Origin of the sequence: Leucothrix arctica, assembly GCF_003172895.1 — a bacterium.
Taxonomy (GTDB): Bacteria; Pseudomonadota; Gammaproteobacteria; order Thiotrichales; family Thiotrichaceae; genus Leucothrix; species Leucothrix arctica.
Genome location: NZ_QGKL01000012.1, coordinates 146957 through 172046 on the forward strand (window position 1 = coordinate 146957; position 25090 = coordinate 172046).

A 25090-nucleotide genomic window follows, 5' to 3' on the forward strand; every position below is an offset into this window, starting at 1 on the left:
AGCAACTTAGGTTCAAGCTCCGTCGAGCTTGAACCGCTTCTCTAAACACTGGTTAATCGCTTTATACTTCGCTTTGATGTCATCGCGATCCTTCTGAGCGTTAAAGTTTTCATTACTTGTGGAGTAGAGCGCATTAACTTGTGTATTAATCGCTTTTGCTTGCTCGTCACTGCTCGCTTGATGAGCTAAACAAAGCAGCGTATCTAACAAGTGAATAGTCACTGACACATCGTTACGGCCATGCTGACGAATCTGGTTAAACGACGCCTCAACAATCCCTTCAAAGGTAAATGGCTTAGTAAGTAGTCGCAATCGGCCTTCTTCGTCAAAATGATGATCAGATGGGAACTCTCGGTTGATCAAAAAGGCAATGTTATCGCCTAGTCGGTCGATACAAGTGATTGCTGTAAATGGGTCATTGATACCGGGTGATAATGCACGCACAGCGACTTCAACCAATTGCCTAACGGGAAATTCGGGATCCTGTTCAGCAGTCGCTTTACTTCCAACCAATAATCGGTCATTGACGGGGCCAACGATTTCATTTTCAAAGTCTTCTTTTTGAGCGTCAGACGCCAAGCAATAGCCAATTACACTATTTTTGATGAGAAAATCACCCGGTTTTACAGTCAGTTTTATCGCAATGTCTTTGTCATTGACCAGCTTGATTAGCCTTTCATGATCGACTCCTTGTAAATAACCAGACCCTCTGACCTTCATTGGGCTTGCATCCGTGTTAAATAGATCTGCTTGTAGATCAGCGGGTGGGGTGTCAGGTAAGTGTTTTTTCTCGCTCCATTCCTCAGGAAAAAGTTTAGCTGACTGTGCTTGTAATGTACCGTTAACATCTGCAATGACGGTATCCGCTTGAATCGATACAGCAATGTGGTGAATGAAAAACACTAGCATCAGTAGGGAAGTGATGACTAAAATCAGTAAACCAACCATGGAGATTATGGGTGTGGTTTTGTTGAGATCCATTGAGCTAGTGAACTGTAACATCATGATGCAGTAGAGGAATGTCCCAATAAAAATCCCCAGTACCACTTGATTGAAACGGTCCATCATAAAGTTGCGTAGTAAGCGAGAGCCAAACTGCTGTGATGCGAGTGTGAGCGATGCAATGGTTATAGAGAATGAAACCCCTGCAACGCCGAGTATTGAGCTACCTGACACACTCAGCATGGTGCGAATGTTTTCTGAGTCATTAAAGTATAAAAAGAAATCAGGAAATTGGACGTGTCTCGCAATTAGCGTTTTATCTAAGTAGAAGTTTAGAAACGCGAGAATAATAGAGCCGATCAAGAAAGCCAGTGGCACCATCCAAATAGCTGTGCTGAGAACCTCTAAGTAATGACGAATGCGTGTTTTCATGATTCTTCCTTAGTGAGTAACTCAGTAGCAGCTTCAGATACTGGAACAGTTTCAGGTTTCTCTGGTGGTACATAACTAATGACTGTTTTGAAGCCATCGGTACGTTGACCGTCAGCCCAAGGATAAAAGTGGATGTTACCTCCACCATCAATAGCTGCTACTTGTAACGTGCCTTTAGGCTTCTCTTTAACTAGTGTTTCTAGCGTGTACTGATTGCTGAGGTTGGTGCTATCAAACTGCCAGTCCTTCTCATAGGCATCCAGTAAGTCATTGTAGTACACGTCTTTACCAAACAAGATATTCCCACGAATAGCTTTGCTTGGCAGCTTGGGTGCGCCGTTGTTTTTTCTTGTGGACGTTTCAGGTTGCCAAGCCATTTCAAACACATTATTTTGGCCAAGCTCTGGCGAGAAGCGACTACACGTCAGCGTGTTATAAGCTTCATTTTTTGAGATGGATAAGAGCTTAGTGATGTGTGACAGCTCCAGTACTTCTTCTGTTCGCTCAGACAATATTTCACCGAAATGTGTCGGTATGTTCTGCATTCTAGCGGGCTTCAAACGCTTCCAGTCTCGGTCAACAAGTACCACTGGAATATCGTTTTTCTGCAAGGCAGCAGCCAATGCAATCCCCCAGTTTGAAGCACCAATAATCATAACGCCGTCAGGGTGTGACGAGGCTAGGTTTAGCTTTCGAGCCACCCAGCCAATACTCAAACCATGCAAAATCACGGTCATAATAATTAGTGCAAAAATTAACGGTAATAGCAGCTCCGCACCTTCGTAACCTTTCGCTATAAGCTCAGCGCCAAACAAGCCGGCGACTGCTGCGGCAACAATACCGCGTGGCGCTATCCATGAAATGAGCAGTCGGTCTTGCTTATTAATGTCCGTCCCTACTGTCGAGAGGAAAATAGCGACAGGTCGGATAACAAAAATAACCAAGACTAAAAGTAACCAACCTTGCCAGCCAATTTGTTGCAGTATCTCAGGGTTAATATCAGCCGTTAATACGATGAACGTCGAAGAAACCAATAGAATGGTGATGTACTCTTTAAAACGCTGTAGCTCATGAAAGGTGTTGAGTTGTTGGTTAGCTAAAGTGATACCTAGGACAGTGGTTGCAAGCAAGCCTGCCTCGCTCTGTACGCGGTTACAAATTGTATAAACCAAGAGTACGGCGATCAATATGAGCGGTGACTTTAAGTACTCTGGTACAAAACCTTTGCGAAATGCACGTGCAATAAATAGCCCAGCCCCGACACCCATTGCCAGTGACACAAATACGCTGATAAGCAAGCCACTCAATATATTGATAATAAGCATGTCGCTTTCGGCAAGCACGTAATACCCGTAAATGAGTACGACTAATAGCGCACCAATAGGGTCATTGACGATACCTTCCCAGCGTAATAGCGAAGCAGGGCGCTTTTTCAGATTCGCTTGCTTGAGCAGTGGCATGATCACGGTTGGGCCGGTAACAATAATGATGGCACCAAAGACCAAGGCCACAGGCCAGGACATACCCACTAAATAATGCGCCGCAAGACTACCAAGTCCAAAAGTGATCAACACACTCCAAGTCACTAGCCGGTAAATAACGCGCGTGTTTTTCTTGAACTCATGCCAGCGTAAACTCAGCCCGCCTTCAAATAATATGACGGCAACGCTCAATGAAACCATAGGCTGGAGAATGTCACCGAAATCTTCAGTCGGTTTTAACCAGCCTGTGACTGGCCCCATAATGAAGCCCGCAGCAATCAGTAAAATTAAAGCAGGGATTTTTAAATGCCAGCCAACCCACTGTAGAGCAATACCAACGATGAGAATTGAGGCAATCAGTTCAGCCATATGATGCTGCATAAAAACGAGTCCGTTATTTCTGTATGAGAGTAGTTTATACAAGTGGACTCGACGAACCAGTATTTTTTGTTATCGTTTAAAGTTAGTCAGTTAAATCACATTTAAGTCATTTATTGTAGGCAAAAAAATGCCGATTGTTGAGTCATCTCAAAGCAAGCGAAGAGACAGCTCTTTAATCGGCCAAATTCCACAACTAATGGATCTTATTGTTATTCAGAGGGAGAGTTATTGCTTTGGTAGCATGACCGTGTCAATAACATGAATAACACCATTAGACTGTTTGACGTCAGCTACTGTTACCGTTGCTGTACGACCATTTTCATCAGTTAGCATAATCTTGTCGCCGCTATATGTTGCTTGCAGTACGCAGCCACCCAACGTTTTTACTGGGTGCTTACCACCGTCATCGCTGATCATGCCTTTAATAGCGAGTGACATTGCGTTTGCACCGACCACGTGGCAAGTCAGAACCTTAGTCAGTGCTGCTTTGTTTTCAGGCTTAAGTAGGTTTTCTACTGCACCAGGAGGTAGTGCATCAAATGCAGAGTTTACGGGTGCAAATACCGTGAATGGGCCAGGACCTTGGAGTGTTTCAACAAGACCCGCCGCTTTAACCGCAGCAACAAGTGTTGTGTGGTCTTTAGAGTTAACGGCATTTTCTATAATATTTTTGTTGGCAAACATTGGAGCACCGCCAACCATAGGGTTTTCACTCATGAGCACTGAGTTTTTATTCATTGTGCTTGTGCTTGATGCTGTCGTGCCACCACCTGTGAAACACGCTGTAAGGGTTACTGCTGCGGCTACTGATACTGCAATGTTTGAAATTTTCATAATAGTCTCTCTGAGTAAGTTTCATGACTTTTTGCCATGGTTACTGAGAGACACGGAGTGAACTCAAAAAGAGTTTCACCCCGTGTGAAAAAAAACTAAATTAATTTCAAATTGCTTGAACAGTTGCTGCAACTAACACCGTTCCGGGGCTACCCGTCGTTGATCCGCCTAGTGCTTCATCACTCAATGCTAAGGTCGCACCTGCGACTAAACTTCTCAGTTCAACCGGTACATTCACATAGTGATCGGCAAAGGATGTTACAACACCTAAAGATACCGGTGCTTCTTGACCAACAATAACCCAAAGCTCAAAGTCACGGCCTGCGACAGGTTTACCCGCGAAATTAATCATTCTAAGTGACTGCGCCTCAGTGTCGTAGAGTGCAGTCACTTGAATAGCCTGATCAGCAGATGTTAACTGTGCCGTGTAAGTGGGAGCAAAGTGAATAGGTTTCAACATAAACAACATGACACCTAATACTGCTGCCAGCGCAAAACCACCTGCCCAACGGAAGTTAAACCAACCCGGTGATTTCTCTTCACTCTGAGTTGCAGTGTCGAAAAGTCGTTGTTTAATAGTGGCCTTTAAGTGAGCAGGTGGAGCAACCATAGGTATTTCACTCGATAAGCCTGTTAAGTACTCAGACCAGCTAATGTAGTCAGCACGCAGCTCACTTTCTTCTTCTAGTCGCTTAGCAAAGGCAGCCGCCTCAGTTCTTTCCATGAGGCCAAGTGCATACTCTGCCACTAGCACAGTATCTTGGTTTTCTTGTGGATCTTGGGTATCAGTCATTGGTTAGGCACCCCTTTAATTTTAACAAGCTTCTACGTAACCACGTTCTCATTGTATTGACTGGTACGGCATATTTTTTTGCGAGGTCGGCATAGCTATCACCTTGTAAATAGGCACTTCTTACTGCCTCTGCTTTATCTTGCTCGAGTTGCTCAAGGCATCGAGCAATTTGTTCTTTCTCGCTAAATGCGATGGACTCTGCCTCAGGGGATTGCCCTGTGTCTTCTAATGCATCGAGAGCATCGGGTGAGTGATAATGCCCGCCGAGTGCTCGTAACTTATCAATGGCAGTATTTCTAGCGATAGTAATCAACCAAGTCATCGGGCTTAGGCCGTTTTGTTGGTACTTATCCGCGCTACGCCAGATTTTTATAAACACATCCTGCAACGTATCTTCAGCATGAGTTGGATTATTTAAAATTTTGAGGCAGACACTATAGAGCTTGGTTGATGTTGCATCGTAGAGGTCGTTAAATGCTTGCTGATTTCCGAGTGCTGCTTGGGAGATAAACTTTTCTATATCTGCCTTTTCAGTCATATCCGCTCCTAGATATTGATGTATTTAATCACTATAGCACTGTTATATAATGATTCGAGGTGTTTTGAAACCGTGCAGTCAGACAAGATAAATCACCACTTGTTTCCAAGTGATGATTATTTAATTAAGTTATATTTTTTTTGCTGACCAGCACTGCCTATATAGAAACGACTGTCAGATACGCGGGAGCGCAATACTGTACGGTCATTTAAAAACGTATAGGCGTTAGTTTAGACGAGAAGGGATGTTCATCCAATAACCTTGAGCATAATCAATACCCAATGATGTCACCTTCGTTAAAATATCCTCATCACTCACGTACTCAGCGACCGTGCGTATTTTCATGGCGCGTGATGCGGAAACGATGGATTGAACAACAATTTCATCAATCTCGTTATTACAAATGTCATGGATAAACGAGCCATCAATTTTTAAGTACTTAACGGGTAAGCTCTTTAAATAGCTAAATGAGGAAACACCTGTTCCAAAATCATCCAGCGCAAAACTCACCCCCACTTCGTTTAACTCTTCCATAAATCGAATGCACTTCGCAAGGTTGGTAATAGCTGCTGTTTCAGTAATCTCTAAGCATAAAAACTTGGATTCATTGGGGAACTTAGCAATGAGTTGCTGTATTTTTTGACGAGTCACATCATCGCTTAAAGAGACGCCAGACAAGTTAACGTTGTAGTGCCCACCTATATTTTTTGTCAAATACCGTAAGGTTTTCTCTAATACAAATAGGTCTATTTCTCTAACAATGCCCGAGCGCTCTGCCGCTGGCAAAAAAGTATCCGGTGGTATGATGGTATTTTTATGAAATAAACGCAGGAGCACTTCGTGATGATTGCCCTGAAATATTGGAGAAATTGAGCGAATGTCCTGCTTAAACAGAACAAGCTGATATTCTTTATCAGTACCTTTCAATGCCTGATTTATATAGTGAAGATAATTTCGATTGAAGTGATGAATTATCTTATTTTGAGCGTCACACTCATTGCCTATTGATTTGGGCGCTATGGTCACTTGGTTACGACCATTTTCCTTAGACATTAAGCAGGCTTCATCGGCCCTCATGAAAGCGTCATCCGTATCTATTTCTTTACCGCAACTGTGCGATATACCAAAACTTGCCCCAATAGTGAAAATATTTTGTTCCCACTTAAACCGAAGGCGGTCAATGCTTTTACAAATATCTTCAGTAATATGTTCAACAAGTTGAGGCTCAATTTTATTAAACAAAATAACAAACTCATCGCCACCAAGACGAGCAAGTGAGCCACGGCCATTGATGTCATGCTCAATTAACTGAGTCACACTTTTTAACAGAGCATCACCCGCTTGATGACCTCCAATATCATTAATGAGTTTAAATCTGTCTAAGTCGATAGAAACGAATGACAAATTGTCATCGTTTTCTCGGCTAGTAATATATTGTGCTAAGCGTTCTCCAAAACCATGACGATTTAAGCAGCCAGTTAGGGCATCATGTTTTACTTGGATTTGCAGCTTTTGCTCAAGCCTATAACTATCTGTCACATCGTGAAACGTCGAGACGTAATATTTTTCGTCGGATGGGTCAGAGTACTTCTCATCAAACATACCCTTCACTCTCAGGCGAACATATAGCTCTTGATTGTCTTGCGTTATTAATTTCACAGGACGTGGAGTAGACCATTCACCCTTGTTGATGACACTTTTCCCAATAGTTCGGGTCATGTCTTTATTTCCATCCAGATCATAAACGCGTAGATATTTGGTAAAATGTGTATTGACCATGGTGGCTTTATCGGCACCAAATAGTTTGTGTGCTGCATGGTTGGAAAAAGTAATTAAACCACTTTTGTCCAGTACCATCACGCTATCTTCTATAGAACGTAAGATCTGCTCTAGCTTTAATTTTTCAGTGCGTAAGTTAGTCGAAATGTTGTGAATTTCAGCGCGTTGTTGTTTGTTAACTATGTGTTGTTTACGACCGGAATAGGTCTTAGACATTCTAATGATGACTGGCGTTAGGGCGGGAATTACCTTCTCATTTAAAAACGTTTCTGGTCGTTCAAGCACCATGAAACCAATGTTATTTAATGAAAAACAATACCAGTATTTATTACTTACTTTTCTGAGCTCTAAGTATTTAGATTCACGTGGGCTCTCTACACCAATGTAGTGAGTGATATAAGTAGCACCCATTTCATAGTGTTTGTCTGGGTAATAGGTGCGAGAGCGTGTCTGTGTATCCGTTTTTAAATTTCTTTTTTGATCAATGTGAACAGCCGTTAGGTCAAGCGATTCAATAAGCAATCTTGAAAAATCACGCAGCATTTTCTCAGGGTCGGATGTGACCCCCATCGACATCATTAGTTGATGTTGAAGTAAAATTAAGTCATGTGATGAAAGTTTATTCATTGCAGTTATTGATGCCTTAAGTACGATGCTGACTCATGGTTTTAAGATAAATACCCATACATTCCTAATATTTGCCGCTGCTATTATCAATAAAGTTATATGAATCAGAACTTAAGTGAGACTAACGGCTAATACTTCAAGCCATCTTTAGTGGCTAGTTTATTAGTTATCTGAGTGACAACTAAGCCGCTAGTCAATTTCGGTAGCAGTTTTGGTCTTATGCCTAGACAGTCTGTCAGCCCAGACAGTAGTACGGAGACGTATATATTCTTATTTTCTATGTGTTTTTTAGTATAATTGCGGCTCATGATATCATTAAAGTGTGAAAAGTGCTCTTTAAGTATTTTATGTTGAATTAAAATCAATAAAAACCGTCTTATTTTTATTTTAAAATAAATAGGCTTAGTTTGATGTTACAGGGGTAATGAGGAGATTTAGTTGGCCAAAAGAATAATTACTGAATTTTAAGACACAATAAAATGACCACAACAAACAGCGCTAACGACAATACCTTCCAAAATAATAGCGGATTTCTTTCTATTAACGGTCGCTTATGTTTCTCCATAAACGCACTGTTAGGGTGGCGCAAGTCATACATAAACTCAGACAGCTCGCCATAACGTCGCTCCGGGTCAGGGTGAGTTGCTTTTCTTAATGTGCCATCTAGCCAAGCGGGTATCTCACGCTTTTGGTCCAGTACGGAGTTATAGGTTAGGTTTCTCTGAGCTAATTTAGTACGTGCTTTTGCTACTTCTGTTCCATAGGGCAAACGCCCTGAAAGCATTTGATACGTAATGACACCCAGTGAATACAAGTCAGAGCGTCGTGTACCAAACTCACCTAAAAAGTACTCTGGCGCGGTAAACGAGGCAGTACCCAACATCGCATGTTCCGTTAGGGGTGAGTCCATTTCGGCAATGCCAGCGACATAAGTCGAACCAAAGTCGATTAACTTCACCGTGCCACTTTGGTCGATCATAATGTTATTGGGTCGAAGGTCTTGGTGTAGCATTTCCTGACGGTGAAAGCACTGCAAGCCCGCTGCAATCTGTTCCACAATATTGCGGACCGTTTCAAGGTCGGGTGTTGGTTCATCGATCATGCGTTGAGCGAGGGTTTGACCTTCAACAAACTCGGTCACGCAGTATAAATAATTACGTTTTCGTGTCTGGAGCGGTGCTTTTAAAATATTGACGCTATCCAGACGATTAGCAATCCATTCTTCCATCAGGAAGCGTTCGAGGTAGGCTGCGTCAGTGCGAAGTTCAACTGACGGTACTTTCAATGCGACTTGCTCACTGGTATCCACGTCTTTCGCCAGCACCACATGACTGCGGCTACTGCGATAAATATCCCGAATAATTTCATAACCATCAATGGTCATGCGTGGTTTTAACTCAGGCAGAAAAGGCAGAGTAGTGAGGTCATTATAAATCTCATCAGCCTGCTTACTTGGAAGTTGATCTATTTTAACTAACTGTGCCGTGAGGTTATCCTGACTGCCTTTAGCCAAGGCCATGTCAGTAATCGCCTGTGCCGCACGGTTTAGGTCACTGTATTGTTCAATGAGTTGAATCAGTTGCTGGTCATTGACGTGCTCAAATATGCCGTCAGTGATCAGTAAAAATATATCGTCTTGTTGTAATGGCACCGCTTGGTAATCGATTTCGAGTTGTTGTTTGATGCCGAGTGCACGACTGAGGTAGCTAGAGTCTTTGGAGTCACGAGACGCCCAAACACGATGCTCTCGGGTTAAACACTCTAGATTACCCGCAGATAAGTGATAGATGCGTGCGTCACCAATATGAAAAATATGCGCAGTCGCTGATTTAATGATAAGGCCGCTGAAGGTACACACATAGCCTTTGTCTTTATTGTATCGGTGTTCACCGCGCTGGCTTTGTGCGTATAGCCAAGAATTAATGGAGAGTAAAACGCGTTGTGCGGAGGTCTTAACGGACCATGCATCTGAGGTGCAGTAATAGTCACTAAGAAAGCTTTTGATTGCGGTTTCACTGGCGACTTGACTGACATCGCTACTGCTAATGCCATCGGCAAGTGCAACAGCGATACCCTTGCTGGATAGGGCGGGTTCCTTGGGTGTAAATGCACCGTGGAAGTCTTGATTAATGTCTTTAAGGCCTGCTTGAGAGTGCTGACCTAAACTAATACGGAGTGAACTGGACATCTTATGGAGTCTCCAAACATTATTAAGAATGGAGACTCCATTCGAAGAGTGACTAAGTGTTAGACAATCTTGCGGTTAGCGCTAGTACGTACGTGTGTATAGTATAGCGGTAAACCAACGAGTAATAGTCCACCAGCTAAGTTACCTAGTACTGTTGGGATCTCGTTCCAAACTAGGTAGTCATATACAGTGAAGTCACCACCCATGATCATCGAGAATGGGAATAGGAACATGTTTACAATTGAATGCTCGAAGCCCATGTAGAAGAACAGCATAACAGGCATCCACATTGCAGCCATTTTACCGGTTGCTGAGGTAGAGATCATCGCACCAACAACACCCATTGATACCATCCAGTTACATAACATACCGCGGAAGAAAATCGTGATCCAACCGCCTAAGCCTTGTTCTTGATAACCAACAGTACGAGACTCACCAATAGTGGCAACTTTAAGTGCGATAGCGCCACCGTCAGTGTTGTAACCGTAAGTCAGAACGAAAGACATTAAGAATGCAGTTGTTAATGCACCTGCAAAGTTACCTACAAAAACAAGACCCCAATTACGCATCACTTCTTTAAACGTAACGCCTGGACGCTTATCGAGTAGAGCTAGTGGTACTAGTGTGAATACACCCGTTAGCAGGTCAAACTTCATCAGGTAAAGCATGATAAACCCAACAGGGAATAACACGGCACCAAGAAGACCAGAGCCAGTTTGAGTTGCAATTGTAATAGCAAATATTGCTGCAAGTCCTAGGATTGCACCGGCCATGTAGGCACGAATGATTGTATCTTTTGCAGACATGAAGATTTTTGATTCGCCGGTATCGACCATTTTAGTAACGAATTCAGAAGGTTCTATATAAGCCATTTATAATTTTCCTGGATTGGGTAAAATTATTTAATGGCAAGTTGCGTGCCAAAGTTTTAGTTATTCATTCCTTTTTCGTGAATGTTAAGTTTCTATATAGCTAGTAAGAATTATCTGCTTAATTAATAAACTAAATCGTTTGTGACTTTAATTAACACTTTTGCACCAAATTACCTTCTTTATTCCACTATGGTGCGGCTTTCATACTCCAAATAGAGAGCTAAACTAATATATTACAAATATTGCGCCATCTAGGTGACTTGGTTACTCTAAACGCTTACAGCCAAATAGGCTGAACATAGGGGGAATGATGCGCATACTACACTTCTTTGAGAATCTAGTAGATCCATACATAGACTACTCAGCAAACGACACCCCACCCAATAAAATAGGGCCATTCCTCTGGGCGCTGTTTTACCCGTTCCGCAAACTCATCGCGTTAAACGCAGTCACCTCGTTTGCGACGGCTGGTGCAGAAGTCTTTTTAATCTTCTATCTCGGGCACTTAGTGGATGTCATGTCCAAAACATCCCCGAGTGAGTTTTGGGCAAACAACAGTGTAGAGCTGATATTAGTTCTCGTTTTCATACTGATTATCAGACCCCTGATACAAACACTCGATACCGCGCTCATCAAAAACGGTATACAACCCAACTTGGCCGCACTGGGGCGTTGGCGCTCACACCGTCACGTACTGCGTCAACCTGTCGGCTGGTTTGAGTCTGACTTTGCAGGACGTATTGCAAGTCGTGTTATACAAATGCCGGCCGCTGCGGGTGATTTATCTTTTCAAATGATGAATGCGCTGACCTTTACCGTCGCCTATATGATTGGTGCAGGTATCCTGCTGGCCAATGCGCATCCGATGCTACTGATTCCGCTCGGCATTTGGATGGTGCTTTATGTGATATTGCTACGTTGGTCGTTGAAGCGTATTCGACCTGCTGCACGTGCTAGCTCTGCGGCACGAAGTCGCACACTGGGTTTCGTGGTTGATAGCTACTCCAATATTAATTCAGTAAAACTGTTCTCGCACTCAGACCGAGAGACAGAGTCAGCCGTAGAGATCTTTGAAAGTCACCGTCAAACCTATATGAAAGAGAACCGAATCGTGACCGTCATGGACTCGGGTTTGGTATTACTCAATGGTATTTTAATTGTCAGCGTCGTGGGTTGGGCGTTATTTATGTGGACGAACGAAACAGCTACGGTCGGTGTGGTTGCTTCTGCAGGTGCGTTGGCGTTACGAATCAACTCAATGACGGGGTGGATATTGTCAGCATTATCGTCATTTTTCCGTTCACTGGGTGTTATTTCTGAAGGTATGGAAACTGTTGCACAACCAATCGGGATGAAGGATGCGGATGATGCGGCTGACTTGGAAATAGAAACAGGTGGCATCGAAATAACTGACGTATCGCACCATTACGGGCGTGACAGCGGTGGTTTGAAAGACATCTCTATATCCATAAAACCCGGTGAAAAGATCGGTTTAGTTGGTCGATCCGGTGCTGGAAAGTCGACGTTGGTTAAAACATTGCTGCGCCTATTTGATCCTGAGCAGGGGCAAATTTCCATTGATGGCAGTGATATCTCGTCTGTGACGCAGGACAGTTTACGCGCACGTATTGGTATGGTTCAGCAGGAAAGTATGCTGCTGCATCGTTCTATTAGAGACAACATTCTTTATGGTCGTCCTGACGCAACTGAGGAAGACATGATCGAAGCGGCGCGCAAAGCCAAGGCGCATGACTTTATTCTTGATCTTGAAGATAACGTTGGCAACAGGGGTTATGACGCGCAAGTGGGCGAGCGTGGAGTGAAGTTATCCGGTGGTCAACGACAACGTGTTGCACTGGCGCGAGTGATATTGAAAGACGCACCGATCTTGATAATGGATGAGGCGACCAGCGCCCTAGACAGCGAAGTTGAAGCGCAAATACAGGCGACGTTGAATGAAATGATGAAAGGTAAGACGGTGGTGGCGATTGCTCATCGTTTGTCTACTATCTCTGAAATGGATCGTATATTGGTGATGGACCAAGGGGAGATTGTTGAGGAAGGGTCGCATGAGGAGTTGCTGGAAAAGGATGCCTTGTATGCGAGTTTTTGGAAGCGGCAGTCGGGTGGGTTTATTAGTGAAGATTAATTTGAGAGTCTAGAGTAGTGGAGTTTATGGCTGATTGCTGGAGACTTAATTAAGTCCCTAGCGACTCAGTGATATTATGGATAGCTATTTAACGAATACCATGGGTGTTAACGCAGGGGATGAATGTGATGTACTTTTTAAGAAGTCTCGATAATGCGTCTTGATAAATTCATTTGTAAAAGCACCGAGCTAAGCAAAGCCGAAGCACAGTTACGCATCAGCTCTGGAGACGTGAGCGTCAATGGTGAAATCACTACAAATGAAGCCATGCAAGTTCACGAAAACAACACGATACTGTTAAACGGAACTAAGCTGAAAGCGCGAGCCTTTCGTTATGTACTCATGCACAAACCCGCTGGCACAATCTGTTCAAATATCGACGAAGTGTATCCCTCATTGTTTAACCACTTAGACATAGATAACGTCTCAGAGCTTCATATTGCAGGCCGTTTAGACGCAGATACAACAGGTATGGTGTTAATTACGGATGATGGACGTTGGTCATATAACATCACCGTACCTACCAAAGCATGCCGCAAAGTGTACCGTGTGGGGTTGTCCAAACCGATTGCCGATGGTGTTGTTGATAGGTTTAAACAAGGCGTACAATTACAAGGTGAACAGCACTTAACGCGACCTGCTGACTTAGAAATAGTGAGCCCCAAAGAAGTACTTTTAACGATCACGGAAGGCAAGTTTCATCAGGTTAAACGTATGTTTGCTGCGGTAGGTAATCGCGTCAATACACTTCATCGTGAAGCAATCGGTGACGTATCTCTTGACCTTAAAGTAGGTGAATGGCGCTATTTAACGCATGATGAAGTACAGTCTTTCACTCAATAAATGCCGCAAAATACAGACCAATCAACTCTCTAATAACCCTGTAGATATCAATTATGGCTAGATCAAGTTACTCCGTTCTATTCCAACTAGGCCGTTTTTTACTGAAGTATAAAGGTACATTAGTCGCAGCAGGTTGCGCGTTGGTATTCACTGCCGGTGTGACCTTGGCAATGGGGCAGGGCATAAAAATATTAATCGATGAGGGCTTTATTGCAGGCTCTATCGACCAACTCAATAAAGCCGTGATATTTATTATTGGAATCGCGGTGTTAATGGCGGTTGGTTCTTATGCACGATTTTATTTAGTGTCTTGGTTGGGAGAGCGCGTTTCTGCGGATATTCGGCAGGCAGTTTTCGATCACTTGATCACGCTACACCCAAGTTACTTTGAAGAGAATCGCAGCGGCGAAATCATGTCACGTCTAACCACTGACACCACCTTGCTGCAAACGGTTATTGGCTCGTCAGCGTCTATGGCGTTAAGGTCGTTTATTACCTTTATTGGTGGTCTTACGCTGTTGTTGATTACCAACTTAAAGCTGACTGCTTTCGTGTTGATTGGTGTGCCGATTGTGCTAGTACCCATCATTTTATATGGCCGTCGCGTTCGCGTATTGTCACGCAAAAGCCAAGACACGATTGCTGATGTTGGGAGTCACGCGGGCGAGATCATTCAGCAAATTAAAACAGTGCAAAGCTATACCCAAGAAGCGAACGAACGTAAAGCGTTTGCCGGGCACGTAGAGGGTGCGTTTGAGATTGCTCGCAAGCGTATTAAGCAACGGGCTATGTTAATTGCCGTTGTTATTTCGCTTATATTCAGTGCCATTGCCGCCATGCTTTGGGTAGGCGGAAACGATGTAATTAACGGGGTTATGACAGGTGGTGAGCTTGGTGCATTTGTGTTTTATGCGATTATTGTCGCTAGCTCAGTAGCCACTATTTCAGAGGTGATCGGTGACGTGCAACGGGCGGCTGGCGCAGCTGAACGACTCTTTGAATTATTATCGATTAAGAGTGCCGTTGAGTTACCAAGTCACCCGAAAAAAGCGAGTAATAATGGCTCTCGAATGGCGTTTGAAAACGTCACTTTTCATTACCCGTCAAGACCTGATCAAGCGGCCTTAGATAACTTGAACTTGGTGATTGAGGAAGGTAAATCGTTGGCACTCGTTGGCCCATCGGGCGCGGGTAAATCGACTGTGTTTGAATTGCTGCAACGCTTCTACGACCCTGATCAGGGTGTAGTCACTTTGGGTGATACAAACATTCGAGATCTACTGCCAACTGACCTGCGTTCACAGCTTGCAGTTGTCGCACAGCAACCGACTTTATTTAGTGCAGATGTGATGCATAACATACGTTACGGTAAACCTGATGCGACTAAAGAAGAGGTGATTGCAGCGGCCAAAGCAGCTAATGCCCATGACTTTATAGAGAAGTTACCTGAAGGGTATGAAAGCTTTTTGGGTGAGCAGGGTGTGCGTTTGTCAGGTGGTCAACGTCAACGCGTGGCGATTGCTAGAGCTATTTTGAAAGACCCAAAAATATTGCTTCTTGATGAAGCAACCTCTGCGCTTGACGCTGAGAGTGAGCATCGTGTTCAACAAGCCTTGGAAAACCTTATGCGAGGGCGAACAACGGTAATAATTGCGCATCGATTGGCGACTATTCGAAATGCTGACTCGATTGCAGTATTGGAAGATGGGAAGTTGGTGGTGCAGGGTAGTCATGATGAGCTGTTGGAGAGTTCGGTGTTGTATAAGCGATTGTCTGAGTTGCAGTTTCAAGAGCGGTCTGTGAGTTGAAAGCAAGGTCGGCAGCTTGATTGGCAGCAAGGTTGCTGGGAAGATTAACGTGGAGGTCATTTGAATTTTACTGAAATAACACAACGTCTGTTGTCTGTATTTGATTATTGGATTCAGACAGATTGGTATATAGCCTTTTTGATGTCGCTTGCGGCTAACGTCAGCGTCTACATAGTGGCGGCATTAATTATTGTGTTTATCACTCGCATAATTACAAAAGAAAACTCATTCGCAGAGCTGATCGACTCTCGTCCTCTTAAACAAGGGCAAGTACGTAGAGAGGTGATTAATGGAGTGTTAGCGTGTGCTGTATTTTCTTTAGCTAGCTTACTTGCCCGAAAACTTTTTGTGGGTGTTATCCCTACTTCAATGAGTCAGTTGATCATTGAAGTGTTGGTCTTCACGATATTTTATGAAACATATTCGTACTTTGTTCACCGACTGTTGCACTTAAAACTATTTAGAAAGGCTCATTCCGTACATCACTATTCGGTTAGAACGACTCCGTGGAGTGCGTATAGCGTTCACCCGCTTGAGGCGTTGTTAATCAGTTTGAGTGCGCCGTTATTTATGCTGATATTTCCGGTTCATCTTGTTGTTATCTTTTCGTTTCACATGTTTGGCGTCATATTTACATTGGTCATACACTCGAACATTCGAATGAAAAGTAAGAGTGTGTTGTTTCGGTTGTTTAATGGTTATACCGAGTCGCATTCCGCACATCATTCGGTGGGTAATGTGAATTTTGGGTTCGTTAACTCGTTTTGGGATCGGACGTTAAAAACTAAGTTAGTTGGTGCAAACTAATGAGTGATCATATTTTTGCTTAAAGAGCATATCCCGTTCAAAGAGAGACTTTGCGTGGTCTATGCTTCTGTTATTCAAACCAATGCATTAACTTATTAATAAGATTGCTGTAAAAGTAGTCTAAAGTTTTTATATAAAAATGGCAGGAAATTGTATGACAAAAAAAGTAGTGAAACTCACTCTCGAAAAAGAGACTAAAAACAGTGTTAGATACAAGGAGGTTCCAGAAGAAGGAACAGCACCTATCGTTGGGTCTTTGTATGTGCAAAAGTGGTTTGCTGGTGCTAGCAAAAATATCGAAATCACTATCGAAAAGAAGGATTAATTTACAGTAGAAATTACTGATGCAAACACCCGTGCATTTATTTAGAGCCATAGGATTTTTAGTATGACCATGACCCCTGAAAAACTACGAGCGCTTTACGGAGAACAGTCTCCAGTCGCGGCTGCTAAAGTCATCTCAACTTTCGACGACCATTGTAGAGCCTTCATTAAGCACTCCACATTCGTAGTTATAGGCACGTTTAACGGTGAAAAACTGGATCTATCTCCCAAAGGTGATCCCGCAGGGTTTGTTGAAGTGGAGTCAGAAAATCAACTACTGATACCTGATAGGCCAGGTAATAGACGTCTTGATGGCTTGATGAATATTCTCCAAAACCCCAACGTTGCACTGATTTTCATGATACCGGGTGTGACTGAAACGCTGCGGGTAAATGGTGTGGCTGAGATTTTAGATGATGCTGATATTTGCGACCGTTTTAAGATCAATGATCGAGCGCCTAAAACGGTATTGCGTGTGACTGCCCGCGAGATACTTGTTCATTGTGGAAAAGCGCCGATACGCGCTGGTTTATGGCAACCAGAAACATGGCCACAGACACGTCCAGTGGCGACGTTATTTGAAATGATGCGTGACCATTCGGCAATGGAATTAGTTTCTGTCGAGCAAGGTGCTGTAGATAAGAGTTATAAAAAGTCGCTGTATTAATTTTCTCACTTAGCGAGTGAAGAATTAAATAGAACTGTAGTAATAGGAGATAAACTTTGGGGAAGCACTTAGTTTGAAATTTCAAAAGATAATATTTGATTGGGACGGGACGTTAGCTAGAACCTTAGAGTTATGGTTGGCTGGATACCAAAAGTCATTGACGCAACGAAACTTGAAATTTGATTCTGCGGAAATCATTACTGAGTTCTTTCATAACCATCACGAAGTGCCAGATAGACATCCAACTATTGATTTTCCAACAATCGCTGAGGAGGTGCGCAAGCATGTATACCGGTCCTTGCAATCCGTTGAGTTATACGAGGGTGCGCTAGAAACGCTAGTGGCACTTCGCGCTAGCAAAACAGACTTTAGTCTGGTTAGCTCTAGCTCTCGGCAGATACTTGAGGTGGGTCTGGGCGCGCATAGTCTCAACAGTTATTTTGATTCAACGATTGCTGGAGATGATGGTTACGGTCACAAGCCAAGCACATTACCCTTTGAGGAAATGCTGATGAGGATGGGCTGTGCTCCAGAAGAAACGTTAATCATTGGAGATTCTCACGTAGACATTACTGCTGGAAAAGCGGTAGGTTGTCATACGTGTTTGTTTGCTCCACCATTGAATGCTCAGTTTCATGACTTTGAACACTTAAAGTCGATGAATGCGGACTTTGAAATTAGTGCAATTCCAGAGCTGCTTGAATATATCTGAGTGGAATAAGTTCTAAAAGTTGAACTACGCGTCGGCCCGACTATATCTAAATATTGTGTGCCTAAGTTTCATGGAAGAAATAGCGCTTGTCTAACCCATGACAAAAGTAGGAAAATGTAACTTAGAGAACACTATTAATTAAAGGTCATTTACCTTCCTTTAAACTAGCTATGTAGCGGTACCTAACTACCCATGCTAGCAACATGGTTACTTATACGCTTTTAGCCCACAACTGCGCCATTCACTGTTATTTTGCTTAGGTAATTAGCATCGGTAACAACTCCTCTCTTTACACTCAATATCGCTCGAAAGTACAATAGCAAAGCTATTTCTGCGTCCTATAAAAATCTCCTATACACATCTGGAAAGTACACAATGTCATACCAAAAGCCGGTGCAATTCGGAGCTTTGCTCCTTTTCCTATTGTTAGCAATCAGTGGTTGCGAAAAACTGGATACACCCAAAAAAGCTGAAGCTGCACCTAGTGCGCCTCCTAAAGCAATGCCGTTACCGGTGGTAGATATTGTTACAGCGGTGCCAGAAGGGATTACACGTACAACTAATTTGCCAGCACGTTTGCAGGCATCTCGTTCCGCGACCATTATTCCACGAATCAGTGGTGTGGTAGAAAGGCGTGTATTTACTGAGGGTGCAACGGTTAAAGCAGGGGATTTGTTGTATCAGATTGACCCAGGTACGTTTAACACGGCGCTTAGTAATGCCAAAGCAAACTTATCGACTGCACAAGCGTCGGTTAAAACGGCTGAAGCAGGTTTACAGCAAAACCAAGCAGCGTTGGAGCAAGCCGAGGCTAATCGAGACTATGCTCGCAAGCAGCTTTCTCGCTCTGAGCAACTGATTAAAACCAATGTCATTGCGCGACAAGATTATGATCAAACCGTGTCTACTTTCCAAGTTCAGCAAAGTAATGTCAATGCGGCTCAAGCAGGTATCGCAGCGTCTAAAGCAGGATTGAACTCTGCTAAAGCAACGATTGAAGCGGCTTTGGCAGGTATCGAAACGGCCAATATTAATCTTAGCTATACCAAGATCAAGTCACCGATTAACGGTATTGCGGGAGTGTCTAACGTTACAGAAGGCGCGTATGTAGTAGGTTCGCAAACGCAAATGGCCGAGGTACAGCAGCTTGATCCGCTGTATGTAAATATTACTCAGCCAGCGAGTGCTATTTTGAAATTACGCCAAGCACAACGTGAGCGGATTAGTAGTACAGGCTCAGATAAGAATATCCAAATTTTGTTAGATGATGGCACGGTTTATCCACATAAAGGACGCTTGTTGTTTGTTAATCAAACAGTCAATGAAAGCACAGGTGAGGTGACGGTTCGTGCCGAGGTCCCTAACCCTGATCAAGACCTTATTCCTGGTTTATATGTGCGTGTAAACGTGCCGCAAGAACGTATCGAAGACGCTTATTTGATCCCACAGCAAGCAGTGACGCGTGGTGATACTGACATTGTGATGATTGTTGAAGATGATGGTAGTTTCCGTCCTCAGCCAGTCACTGTCAGTGGCCAGCGCAATCAAAATTGGATTATTACAAAAGGCCTGACGCCTAACGCGAAAGTGATCGTTGATGGCATGGGGCAGTTAGCGATTATGCGAGGGGCGAAAAAAGTACAAACGCGTCCTTGGACTAGCGTGACTCAGAGCGCAGGGAAATAATATGGCTAAGTTCTTTATCGACCGCCCAATCTTTGCTTGGGTAGTTGCGATATTCATTATTTTTGCCGGCTTGTATTCTGCGACAAAAATCCCTGTTGAACAGTATCCAAACATTGCAGCACCTAAGATTGAAATCTCATTTTTCTACACAGGTGCAACGGCTGAAACTATTCAAGACTCGGTTATCTCGGTCATTGAAGAGGGCGTAAACGCTGTTGAAAACGTGGATTATGTTGAGTCCAATGCGTATTCAAATGGTACGGGTAAGGTAACGCTGACGTTCAAATCGGGTGTTGATGAAGATATCGCACAGGTCAACGTTCAGAATAAGTTATCGCAAGTTGAATCAAGCCTGCCGCAGTCTGTGCGTAACACCGGAATCACCGTATCCAAAGCCGGAACGGGTTTCTTGATGATTACCATGATGTACGCGGAGGAAGGCTCCGACATTACTCAAGCAACCATCGCTGACTATACCGTGCGTACCGTTAAGCCTGATTTGCAGCGTGTTGAAGGGGTTGGAACGATTCAGGTGTTTGGTTCAGAGCAGGCGATGCGTGTCTGGGTTGATCCACAAAAGATGAAGAGTTTTGGTTTGTCTTACGCTGACTTAACCACGGCAATTGGTGCTCAAAACTCGCAGATTACTGCGGGTAGTTTGGGGGCATTACCGAGTGTGGCAGGTCAACAATATACAACGTCGATTAATGTTTATGGCCAGCTAACGTCAACTGAAGACTTTGAGAAAATTGTTGTTAAACGCAGCAGTAACGGCGCGACTGTTAAGTTAAGTGACGTTGCGATTATTGAGCTAGGAAGCCAAGCTTATAGCACTAGCGCACGTCTAAACAGTCGTCCGGCGATTGGTGTCGGTATCCAGCTTTCTTCGAGCGGTAACGCGATTGCTGTGGCGAGTGAAATACAAGAACGTCTCGCGACAATGGCGCCATTTTTCCCAGAGGGAATGGCTTGGAAAGTGCCTTATGACACGTCTAAGTTTGTCGAGATTTCACTGAAAAAAGTGCTGTATACCTTGGGTGAAGCACTGGTATTAGTATTTTTGGTGATGTACTTATTCCTACAAAATATTCGCTATACCATTATCCCAACCATCGTTGTACCTATCTCACTATTAGGGGCGGTAGCGGTCATGGGGCCACTGGGCCTGACTATCAATGTATTGACCATGTTCGCGATGGTACTGGTTATTGGTATCGTGGTGGATGACGCCATCGTGGTGGTGGAAAACGTCGAACGTTTGATGGTTGAGGAAAAACTCACACCCTATCAAGCGGCACACAAAGGGATGACGCAAATCACGGGTGCGGTTGTTGGTATTACCTTGGTACTGATTGCTGTATTTATTCCGATGGCCTTTTTGGATGGGGCAACGGGTGGTATTTACCGTCAGTTCTCTTTGGTTATGGCCGCGTCGATTGCCTTTTCTGCATTTTTAGCGTTATCCCTAACACCTGCCTTGTGCGCAACTTTGCTTAAACCTGTGAGTGATGATCACCACGAAAAAGGTGGTTTCTTTGGTTGGTTTAACCGAGTGCTGACTAAGATTACTAAAGTGTATCGCTCAATGGTCGGGCTCTTTATCAAGCACAGTATCGTAATGATGATCGTGTTTGCACTAGTGATCACGGCTTCTGTCATGCTGTTTCAGCGCATTCCTAGCTCATTCCTACCGACGGAAGATCAGGGCACGGTTATCGTCACCTATCAGCTACCAACGGGTTCTTCTCGTGAGCGTACTGAAGCGATGATCGAAAAGGCCGAGGCTATTATTAGCAATGAATCCACTGTTCAAGATGTGATTTCAGTACTGGGTTTCAGCTTTACAGGTCAGGGTCAAAACATGGCGCTGAGCTTTATCACGCTAAAAGATTGGTCTGAGCGTACACAAGCTGGCGAAGTGTCGATGGCATTAGCAGGCTCGTTAACCGGCAAGCTTCAGGCGATTAATGATGCGATGATTTTTGCGATCACGCCACCTGCGATCAGTAGTTTGGGTACATCCTCTGGCTTTAGTTTTTACCTGCAAGATCGTAATAACTTGGGTCACGATGCATTGGTTAATGCGCGTAATCAAATGCTAGGTATGGCCAATCAGAGTCCAATGTTAACTGGCGTTCGACCGAATGGTTTGGAAGATGCCACGCAGATTCGTGTCGATATTGATCGTGATGCGGCCTTTGCGCAAAACGTGCCGCTGTCATCTATATCCTTTAGTTTAGCGAGTGCGTTCGGTTCTAACTACGTTAACGATTTTCCGAATAAAGGCCGTATGCAACGTGTGTATGTCATGGCTGAGGCCAAAGCACGTATGCAGCCTGATGATATTTTGAGCTTAACGGTGCCAAATGCAGCAGGCGAACTGGTGCCAATGTCGTCGCTTTCATCAGTTCATTGGACGAAGGGTCCAGAGCAGGTAACGCGCTATAACGGTTTTAGTGCGATGGCTATTCAGGGTGCCGCTGCGCCAGGTTTTGCGAGTGGTCAAGCGATGGATAATATCCAAGAGCTTGCTGCGAAAATAGGCCAAGGTTTCTCGGTTGCATGGAGTGGCCAGTCACTAGAAGAAATTCGTGCAGGTAACTCTGAGTTGTATGTTTATATGCTCTCTGCGATGGCGGTATTCTTATGTCTTGCCGCGCTATATGAAAGTTGGTCAATGCCATTTGCAGTACTGATGGTGGTGCCATTGGGAATACTGGGTGTGACACTGGGTAACTATTTCCGAGAATTTGATAACGATATTTACTTCAAAATCGGGATGATAACCGTGATGGGGCTCTCGGCCAAAAACGCGATCTTGATTATCGAGTTCGCGAAAGAGCTGCAAGAGACCGGCATGGATAGAGTGCGTGCTGTGATGAAAGCGTGTGCGCTTCGTTTTCGTCCTATCATAATGACCTCACTAGCGTTTATCGCGGGTGTTATACCTTTGTATACCGCGACTGGCGCAAGTTCTGCTAGTCAGCGTGCTATCGGTACTAGTGTACTTTGGGGGATGCTGGTAGGGACGATATTGGCCTTATGTCTTGTACCGATTTACTACGTGGTTGTGCGTGGTTTGTTTGGTGGCGGTGATGAAGTCAAAGATAAATATGCGGCTCAGCAGGAAGAGAAAAAACTGACCGAAACGCAGCTAGCAGAAAAGCCGTCAGGTGAGTGACAGTAGCTGATTGGAGATAAGTCAGTTACTGACAGTGATATTTTATGTGCTGAGCAGGCGTTTAATGCCCAGCTTATTTTCCCCTCCGATTATGGGCGATGAACTTGGTATTAATTGTTGTAACTATTAGTATCAACCTTAATAAGTGAACTTGAATGACTACCTTTTTCGCAGGCTTTTCCCTCGGTTTATCTCTGATTCTTGCCATTGGTTCTCAAAATGCTTTTGTTTTAAAACAGGGTATTAAGAGGCAGCATGTATTATTGGTTTGCGCTATCTGCGCAATCTCTGACGCTATTCTGATTTCATTAGGTATTGCTGGCTTTGGCATGGTTGTCAGTAAATATCCTTCGATAGAAATGTATGCTCGTTACGGTGGTGCGGCATTTCTTCTGGTGTATTCATTTTTAAGTTTTAAGTCAGCATTTAGCCAACGACATGCGTTGACAACCGACACTGAAGTACAAAGCTCAGCTTTGAAAATCGCTTCTATTTGCCTTGCCTTTACTTGGTTAAATCCGCATGTGTACTTGGACACGATGGTGTTGTTGGGGAGTATTTCAACGCAGTATGAAGGTCAGCAGTTGGAGTTCGCTTTGGGTGCGATTATTGCCTCTTTTACGTTCTTTTTTAGTTTGGGGTATGGGGCTAGATTATTAGCACCAGTGTTTGAAAATCCTAAGGCTTGGCAGGTGTTAGAGTTTATTGTGGGACTTACTATGTTGATTATTGCTTTGACGCTGTTATTTGGCTAATTGAATGCGATAAGTCACTGTAAATGAAAATCTCTAGATACCCGTTTCTATATACCAATAAGCCGCCACTGAAAGAGGAGCTACATCTACTATGAAAGCCATCATCTTCGACCTCGACCAAACATTAATAGACCGCACAGAAACTGTCAGGAAGTTTCTCAATGACCAATACATCCGTTTCGATACCGAGCTTTCATGTAGCCAAGAATCATTCGTCACAACCGTCATGCACAATCAAAAAAACGGCTACGCGGATAAGCTGATCGCCTACGAAGAGTCAATGCAGGAGCTAACTGAGTCAGTTGAAGCAGAAGCACTATTCACCGACTTCAAGGCAACCTACGGCCTAGACGGAGTATTGTTCCCGGGTATTAAAGAGATGCTAGCTCAAGTGTCTGAGCACTATGTTTTAGCGATGATTACTAATGGCCGATCAAAAGGTCAGAATGCAAAGATAGACTCTGAAGGTATCCGACAGTATTTCCAAGTCATCAAAGTGTCAGAGGAAGAGGGTATCAAGAAGCCAAACGAAGAGATCTATCTCAGGTGTTTAGCGGATTTAGGGTTGTCAGCAGAAGAGTGCATATTCATTGGCGATCATCCCCAGAGCGATGTAGCGACGCCAAAAAAGCTAGGCATGAAAGCCATTTGGATTAGAAGTGAACATTATGATGAGCCTGAAGAAGCCGATCTAGTGATCGACTGCGCTTCAGACCTCATTGGGCATTTAAACAGTGAGCTTTTCCTACAAGACTAGTACGTGAAGCGCCTTACTTGTAGAACTTGTTGTCGGCATAAATCCAGCCGCCTTCGATCTTGCCTTTGGAGTCATGGTGAGTCCAATGCAGAACGCCGCCACGGTTGTTCCACTCATAACGTCCACGGATTTTGATCTTATCGCCAACCGACACGGGTGCTCGTGGCGCAAGGTCAATATTGTGAGCGACTAACAACGTGACATCAGAAGCCAGTTTAATAAGGAATTTTTGGTGCTGACTGCCCTTAAGATCATCCTTAAGGTTCTTAACCACAGTCCCTTCAGCAGACATCCAAAAGCGAGAATGGGTGTTTTCTTTCGCTGAACGAATCTTACTTAATAATGCAGACTGGTTTTCTAAGCTAGGGCCTTTGCCCGACTCTAAATTAGGTGACGATTTACCACTGTTCGCCTGAGTTGAACCCGACTCTTCGCTGAAAAAATAGTTGTAACCACTCACTAATGCAGCAACCGCTACACCTGCAATAATGCGGCTAAATTTATTCATTATTCTACGATTATTAAATTTCATAT

Annotated in this window: 20 protein-coding genes; 11 read left to right on the top strand and 9 right to left on the bottom strand. The window is 43.8% G+C overall.

The window, feature by feature from the left end:
* Positions 1-12: 12 nt before the first annotated feature.
* The 8 genes from DKT75_RS04470 to DKT75_RS04505 form a co-directional block, all read right to left on the bottom strand.
* Positions 13-1374, bottom strand: a complete 1362-nt coding sequence (locus DKT75_RS04470) for a DUF2254 domain-containing protein (RefSeq protein ID WP_109822229.1) — start codon at positions 1372-1374, stop codon at positions 13-15.
* The gene (locus DKT75_RS04475) at positions 1371-3236 is read right to left on the bottom strand and encodes a cation:proton antiporter (RefSeq protein ID WP_109822230.1); all 1866 of its coding nucleotides are present in this window, start codon (positions 3234-3236) and stop codon (positions 1371-1373) included. The genes DKT75_RS04470 and DKT75_RS04475 overlap by 4 nt, the downstream gene beginning before the upstream one ends.
* A 225-nt stretch (positions 3237-3461) precedes the next feature.
* A complete protein-coding gene (locus DKT75_RS04480) occupies positions 3462-4070 on the bottom strand; it encodes a fasciclin domain-containing protein (RefSeq protein ID WP_109822231.1) in 609 nt (202 codons plus the stop codon).
* 106 nt (positions 4071-4176) lie between these two features.
* Positions 4177-4863: an anti-sigma factor gene (locus DKT75_RS04485; protein ID WP_109822232.1), complete on the bottom strand. Its 687-nt coding sequence runs from the start codon at positions 4861-4863 to the stop codon at positions 4177-4179.
* Positions 4856-5401, bottom strand: a complete 546-nt coding sequence (locus DKT75_RS04490; protein WP_109822233.1) for a sigma-70 family RNA polymerase sigma factor — start codon at positions 5399-5401, stop codon at positions 4856-4858. The genes DKT75_RS04485 and DKT75_RS04490 overlap by 8 nt, the downstream gene beginning before the upstream one ends.
* Positions 5402-5626: 225 nt before the next feature.
* A complete protein-coding gene (locus DKT75_RS04495; protein ID WP_109822234.1) occupies positions 5627-7807 on the bottom strand; it encodes a sensor domain-containing protein in 2181 nt (726 codons plus the stop codon).
* A 454-nt stretch (positions 7808-8261) separates the two neighbouring features.
* Positions 8262-9995 (bottom strand): bifunctional protein-serine/threonine kinase/phosphatase, encoded by a 1734-nt coding sequence (locus DKT75_RS04500; protein ID WP_109822235.1) that lies wholly within the window; start codon positions 9993-9995, stop codon positions 8262-8264.
* 59 nt (positions 9996-10054) lie between these two features.
* Complete coding sequence (locus DKT75_RS04505) at positions 10055-10867, bottom strand: formate/nitrite transporter family protein (protein ID WP_109822236.1); 813 nt, start codon at positions 10865-10867, stop codon at positions 10055-10057.
* A 310-nt stretch (positions 10868-11177) separates the two neighbouring features.
* Between DKT75_RS04505 and DKT75_RS04510 the strand changes: the two genes are divergently transcribed.
* The 11 genes from DKT75_RS04510 (at position 11178) to DKT75_RS04560 (ending at position 24556) form a co-directional block, all read left to right on the top strand.
* Entirely contained in the window at positions 11178-13016 is a 1839-nt protein-coding gene (locus tag DKT75_RS04510) for an ABC transporter ATP-binding protein (protein ID WP_211665157.1), read from the top strand.
* Positions 13017-13169: 153 nt separating this feature from the next.
* On the top strand, positions 13170-13859 hold the full coding sequence (locus DKT75_RS04515) for a pseudouridine synthase (protein WP_109822237.1): 690 nt from the start codon (positions 13170-13172) through the stop codon (positions 13857-13859).
* Between the two features lie 53 nt (positions 13860-13912).
* Positions 13913-15667 carry an ABC transporter transmembrane domain-containing protein gene (locus DKT75_RS04520; protein WP_109822238.1) on the top strand — a complete coding sequence of 585 codons (1755 nt, stop codon included), beginning with the start codon at positions 13913-13915 and terminating at the stop codon, positions 15665-15667.
* Between the two features lie 60 nt (positions 15668-15727).
* Entirely contained in the window at positions 15728-16474 is a 747-nt protein-coding gene (locus tag DKT75_RS04525; protein WP_211665159.1) for a sterol desaturase family protein, read from the top strand.
* Positions 16475-16628: 154 nt separating this feature from the next.
* Complete coding sequence (locus tag DKT75_RS21870; protein ID WP_170310654.1) at positions 16629-16799, top strand: hypothetical protein; 171 nt, start codon at positions 16629-16631, stop codon at positions 16797-16799.
* A 63-nt stretch (positions 16800-16862) separates the two neighbouring features.
* Positions 16863-17465, top strand: coding sequence for an MSMEG_1061 family FMN-dependent PPOX-type flavoprotein (locus DKT75_RS04530; protein ID WP_211665161.1), 603 nt, complete (start codon positions 16863-16865; stop codon positions 17463-17465).
* 73 nt (positions 17466-17538) lie between these two features.
* Positions 17539-18177, top strand: a complete 639-nt coding sequence (locus DKT75_RS04535; RefSeq protein WP_109822239.1) for an HAD family hydrolase — start codon at positions 17539-17541, stop codon at positions 18175-18177.
* Between the two features lie 375 nt (positions 18178-18552).
* The gene (locus tag DKT75_RS04545; RefSeq protein ID WP_109822240.1) at positions 18553-19863 is read left to right on the top strand and encodes an efflux RND transporter periplasmic adaptor subunit; all 1311 of its coding nucleotides are present in this window, start codon (positions 18553-18555) and stop codon (positions 19861-19863) included.
* Between the two features lies 1 nt (position 19864).
* Positions 19865-23044 carry an efflux RND transporter permease subunit gene (locus tag DKT75_RS04550; protein ID WP_109822241.1) on the top strand — a complete coding sequence of 1060 codons (3180 nt, stop codon included), beginning with the start codon at positions 19865-19867 and terminating at the stop codon, positions 23042-23044.
* Positions 23045-23199: 155 nt separating this feature from the next.
* A complete protein-coding gene (locus DKT75_RS04555; RefSeq protein WP_109822242.1) occupies positions 23200-23799 on the top strand; it encodes a LysE/ArgO family amino acid transporter in 600 nt (199 codons plus the stop codon).
* Between the two features lie 91 nt (positions 23800-23890).
* Positions 23891-24556: an HAD family hydrolase gene (locus DKT75_RS04560; protein WP_109822243.1), complete on the top strand. Its 666-nt coding sequence runs from the start codon at positions 23891-23893 to the stop codon at positions 24554-24556.
* 13 nt (positions 24557-24569) lie between these two features.
* Here the strand turns inward: DKT75_RS04560 and DKT75_RS04565 are convergent, their stop codons facing one another.
* Entirely contained in the window at positions 24570-25088 is a 519-nt protein-coding gene (locus DKT75_RS04565) for a DUF3465 domain-containing protein (protein ID WP_245923073.1), read from the bottom strand.
* Positions 25089-25090: the final 2 nt, after the last annotated feature.

What these genes read in the sequence shown, in the direction of transcription:
- DKT75_RS04515 (WP_109822237.1), top strand. Translation starts at nt 13,170, where the DNA reads ATGCGTCTTGATAAATTCATTTGTAAAAGCACCGAGCTAAGCAAAGCC.
- DKT75_RS04560 (WP_109822243.1), top strand. Translation starts at nt 23,891, where the DNA reads ATGAAAGCCATCATCTTCGACCTCGACCAAACATTAATAGACCGCACA.
- DKT75_RS04550 (WP_109822241.1), top strand. Translation starts at nt 19,865, where the DNA reads ATGGCTAAGTTCTTTATCGACCGCCCAATCTTTGCTTGGGTAGTTGCG.
- DKT75_RS04475 (WP_109822230.1), bottom strand. Translation starts at nt 3,236, where the DNA reads ATGCAGCATCATATGGCTGAACTGATTGCCTCAATTCTCATCGTTGGT.
- DKT75_RS04505 (WP_109822236.1), bottom strand. Translation starts at nt 10,867, where the DNA reads ATGGCTTATATAGAACCTTCTGAATTCGTTACTAAAATGGTCGATACC.
- DKT75_RS21870 (WP_170310654.1), top strand. Translation starts at nt 16,629, where the DNA reads ATGACAAAAAAAGTAGTGAAACTCACTCTCGAAAAAGAGACTAAAAAC.
- DKT75_RS04495 (WP_109822234.1), bottom strand. Translation starts at nt 7,807, where the DNA reads ATGAATAAACTTTCATCACATGACTTAATTTTACTTCAACATCAACTA.
- DKT75_RS04520 (WP_109822238.1), top strand. Translation starts at nt 13,913, where the DNA reads ATGGCTAGATCAAGTTACTCCGTTCTATTCCAACTAGGCCGTTTTTTA.
- DKT75_RS04490 (WP_109822233.1), bottom strand. Translation starts at nt 5,401, where the DNA reads ATGACTGAAAAGGCAGATATAGAAAAGTTTATCTCCCAAGCAGCACTC.
- DKT75_RS04530 (WP_211665161.1), top strand. Translation starts at nt 16,863, where the DNA reads ATGACCATGACCCCTGAAAAACTACGAGCGCTTTACGGAGAACAGTCT.
- DKT75_RS04565 (WP_245923073.1), bottom strand. Translation starts at nt 25,088, where the DNA reads ATGAAATTTAATAATCGTAGAATAATGAATAAATTTAGCCGCATTATT.
- DKT75_RS04510 (WP_211665157.1), top strand. Translation starts at nt 11,178, where the DNA reads ATGCGCATACTACACTTCTTTGAGAATCTAGTAGATCCATACATAGAC.
- DKT75_RS04555 (WP_109822242.1), top strand. Translation starts at nt 23,200, where the DNA reads ATGACTACCTTTTTCGCAGGCTTTTCCCTCGGTTTATCTCTGATTCTT.
- DKT75_RS04480 (WP_109822231.1), bottom strand. Translation starts at nt 4,070, where the DNA reads ATGAAAATTTCAAACATTGCAGTATCAGTAGCCGCAGCAGTAACCCTT.
- DKT75_RS04545 (WP_109822240.1), top strand. Translation starts at nt 18,553, where the DNA reads ATGTCATACCAAAAGCCGGTGCAATTCGGAGCTTTGCTCCTTTTCCTA.
- DKT75_RS04470 (WP_109822229.1), bottom strand. Translation starts at nt 1,374, where the DNA reads ATGAAAACACGCATTCGTCATTACTTAGAGGTTCTCAGCACAGCTATT.
- DKT75_RS04485 (WP_109822232.1), bottom strand. Translation starts at nt 4,863, where the DNA reads ATGACTGATACCCAAGATCCACAAGAAAACCAAGATACTGTGCTAGTG.
- DKT75_RS04500 (WP_109822235.1), bottom strand. Translation starts at nt 9,995, where the DNA reads ATGTCCAGTTCACTCCGTATTAGTTTAGGTCAGCACTCTCAAGCAGGC.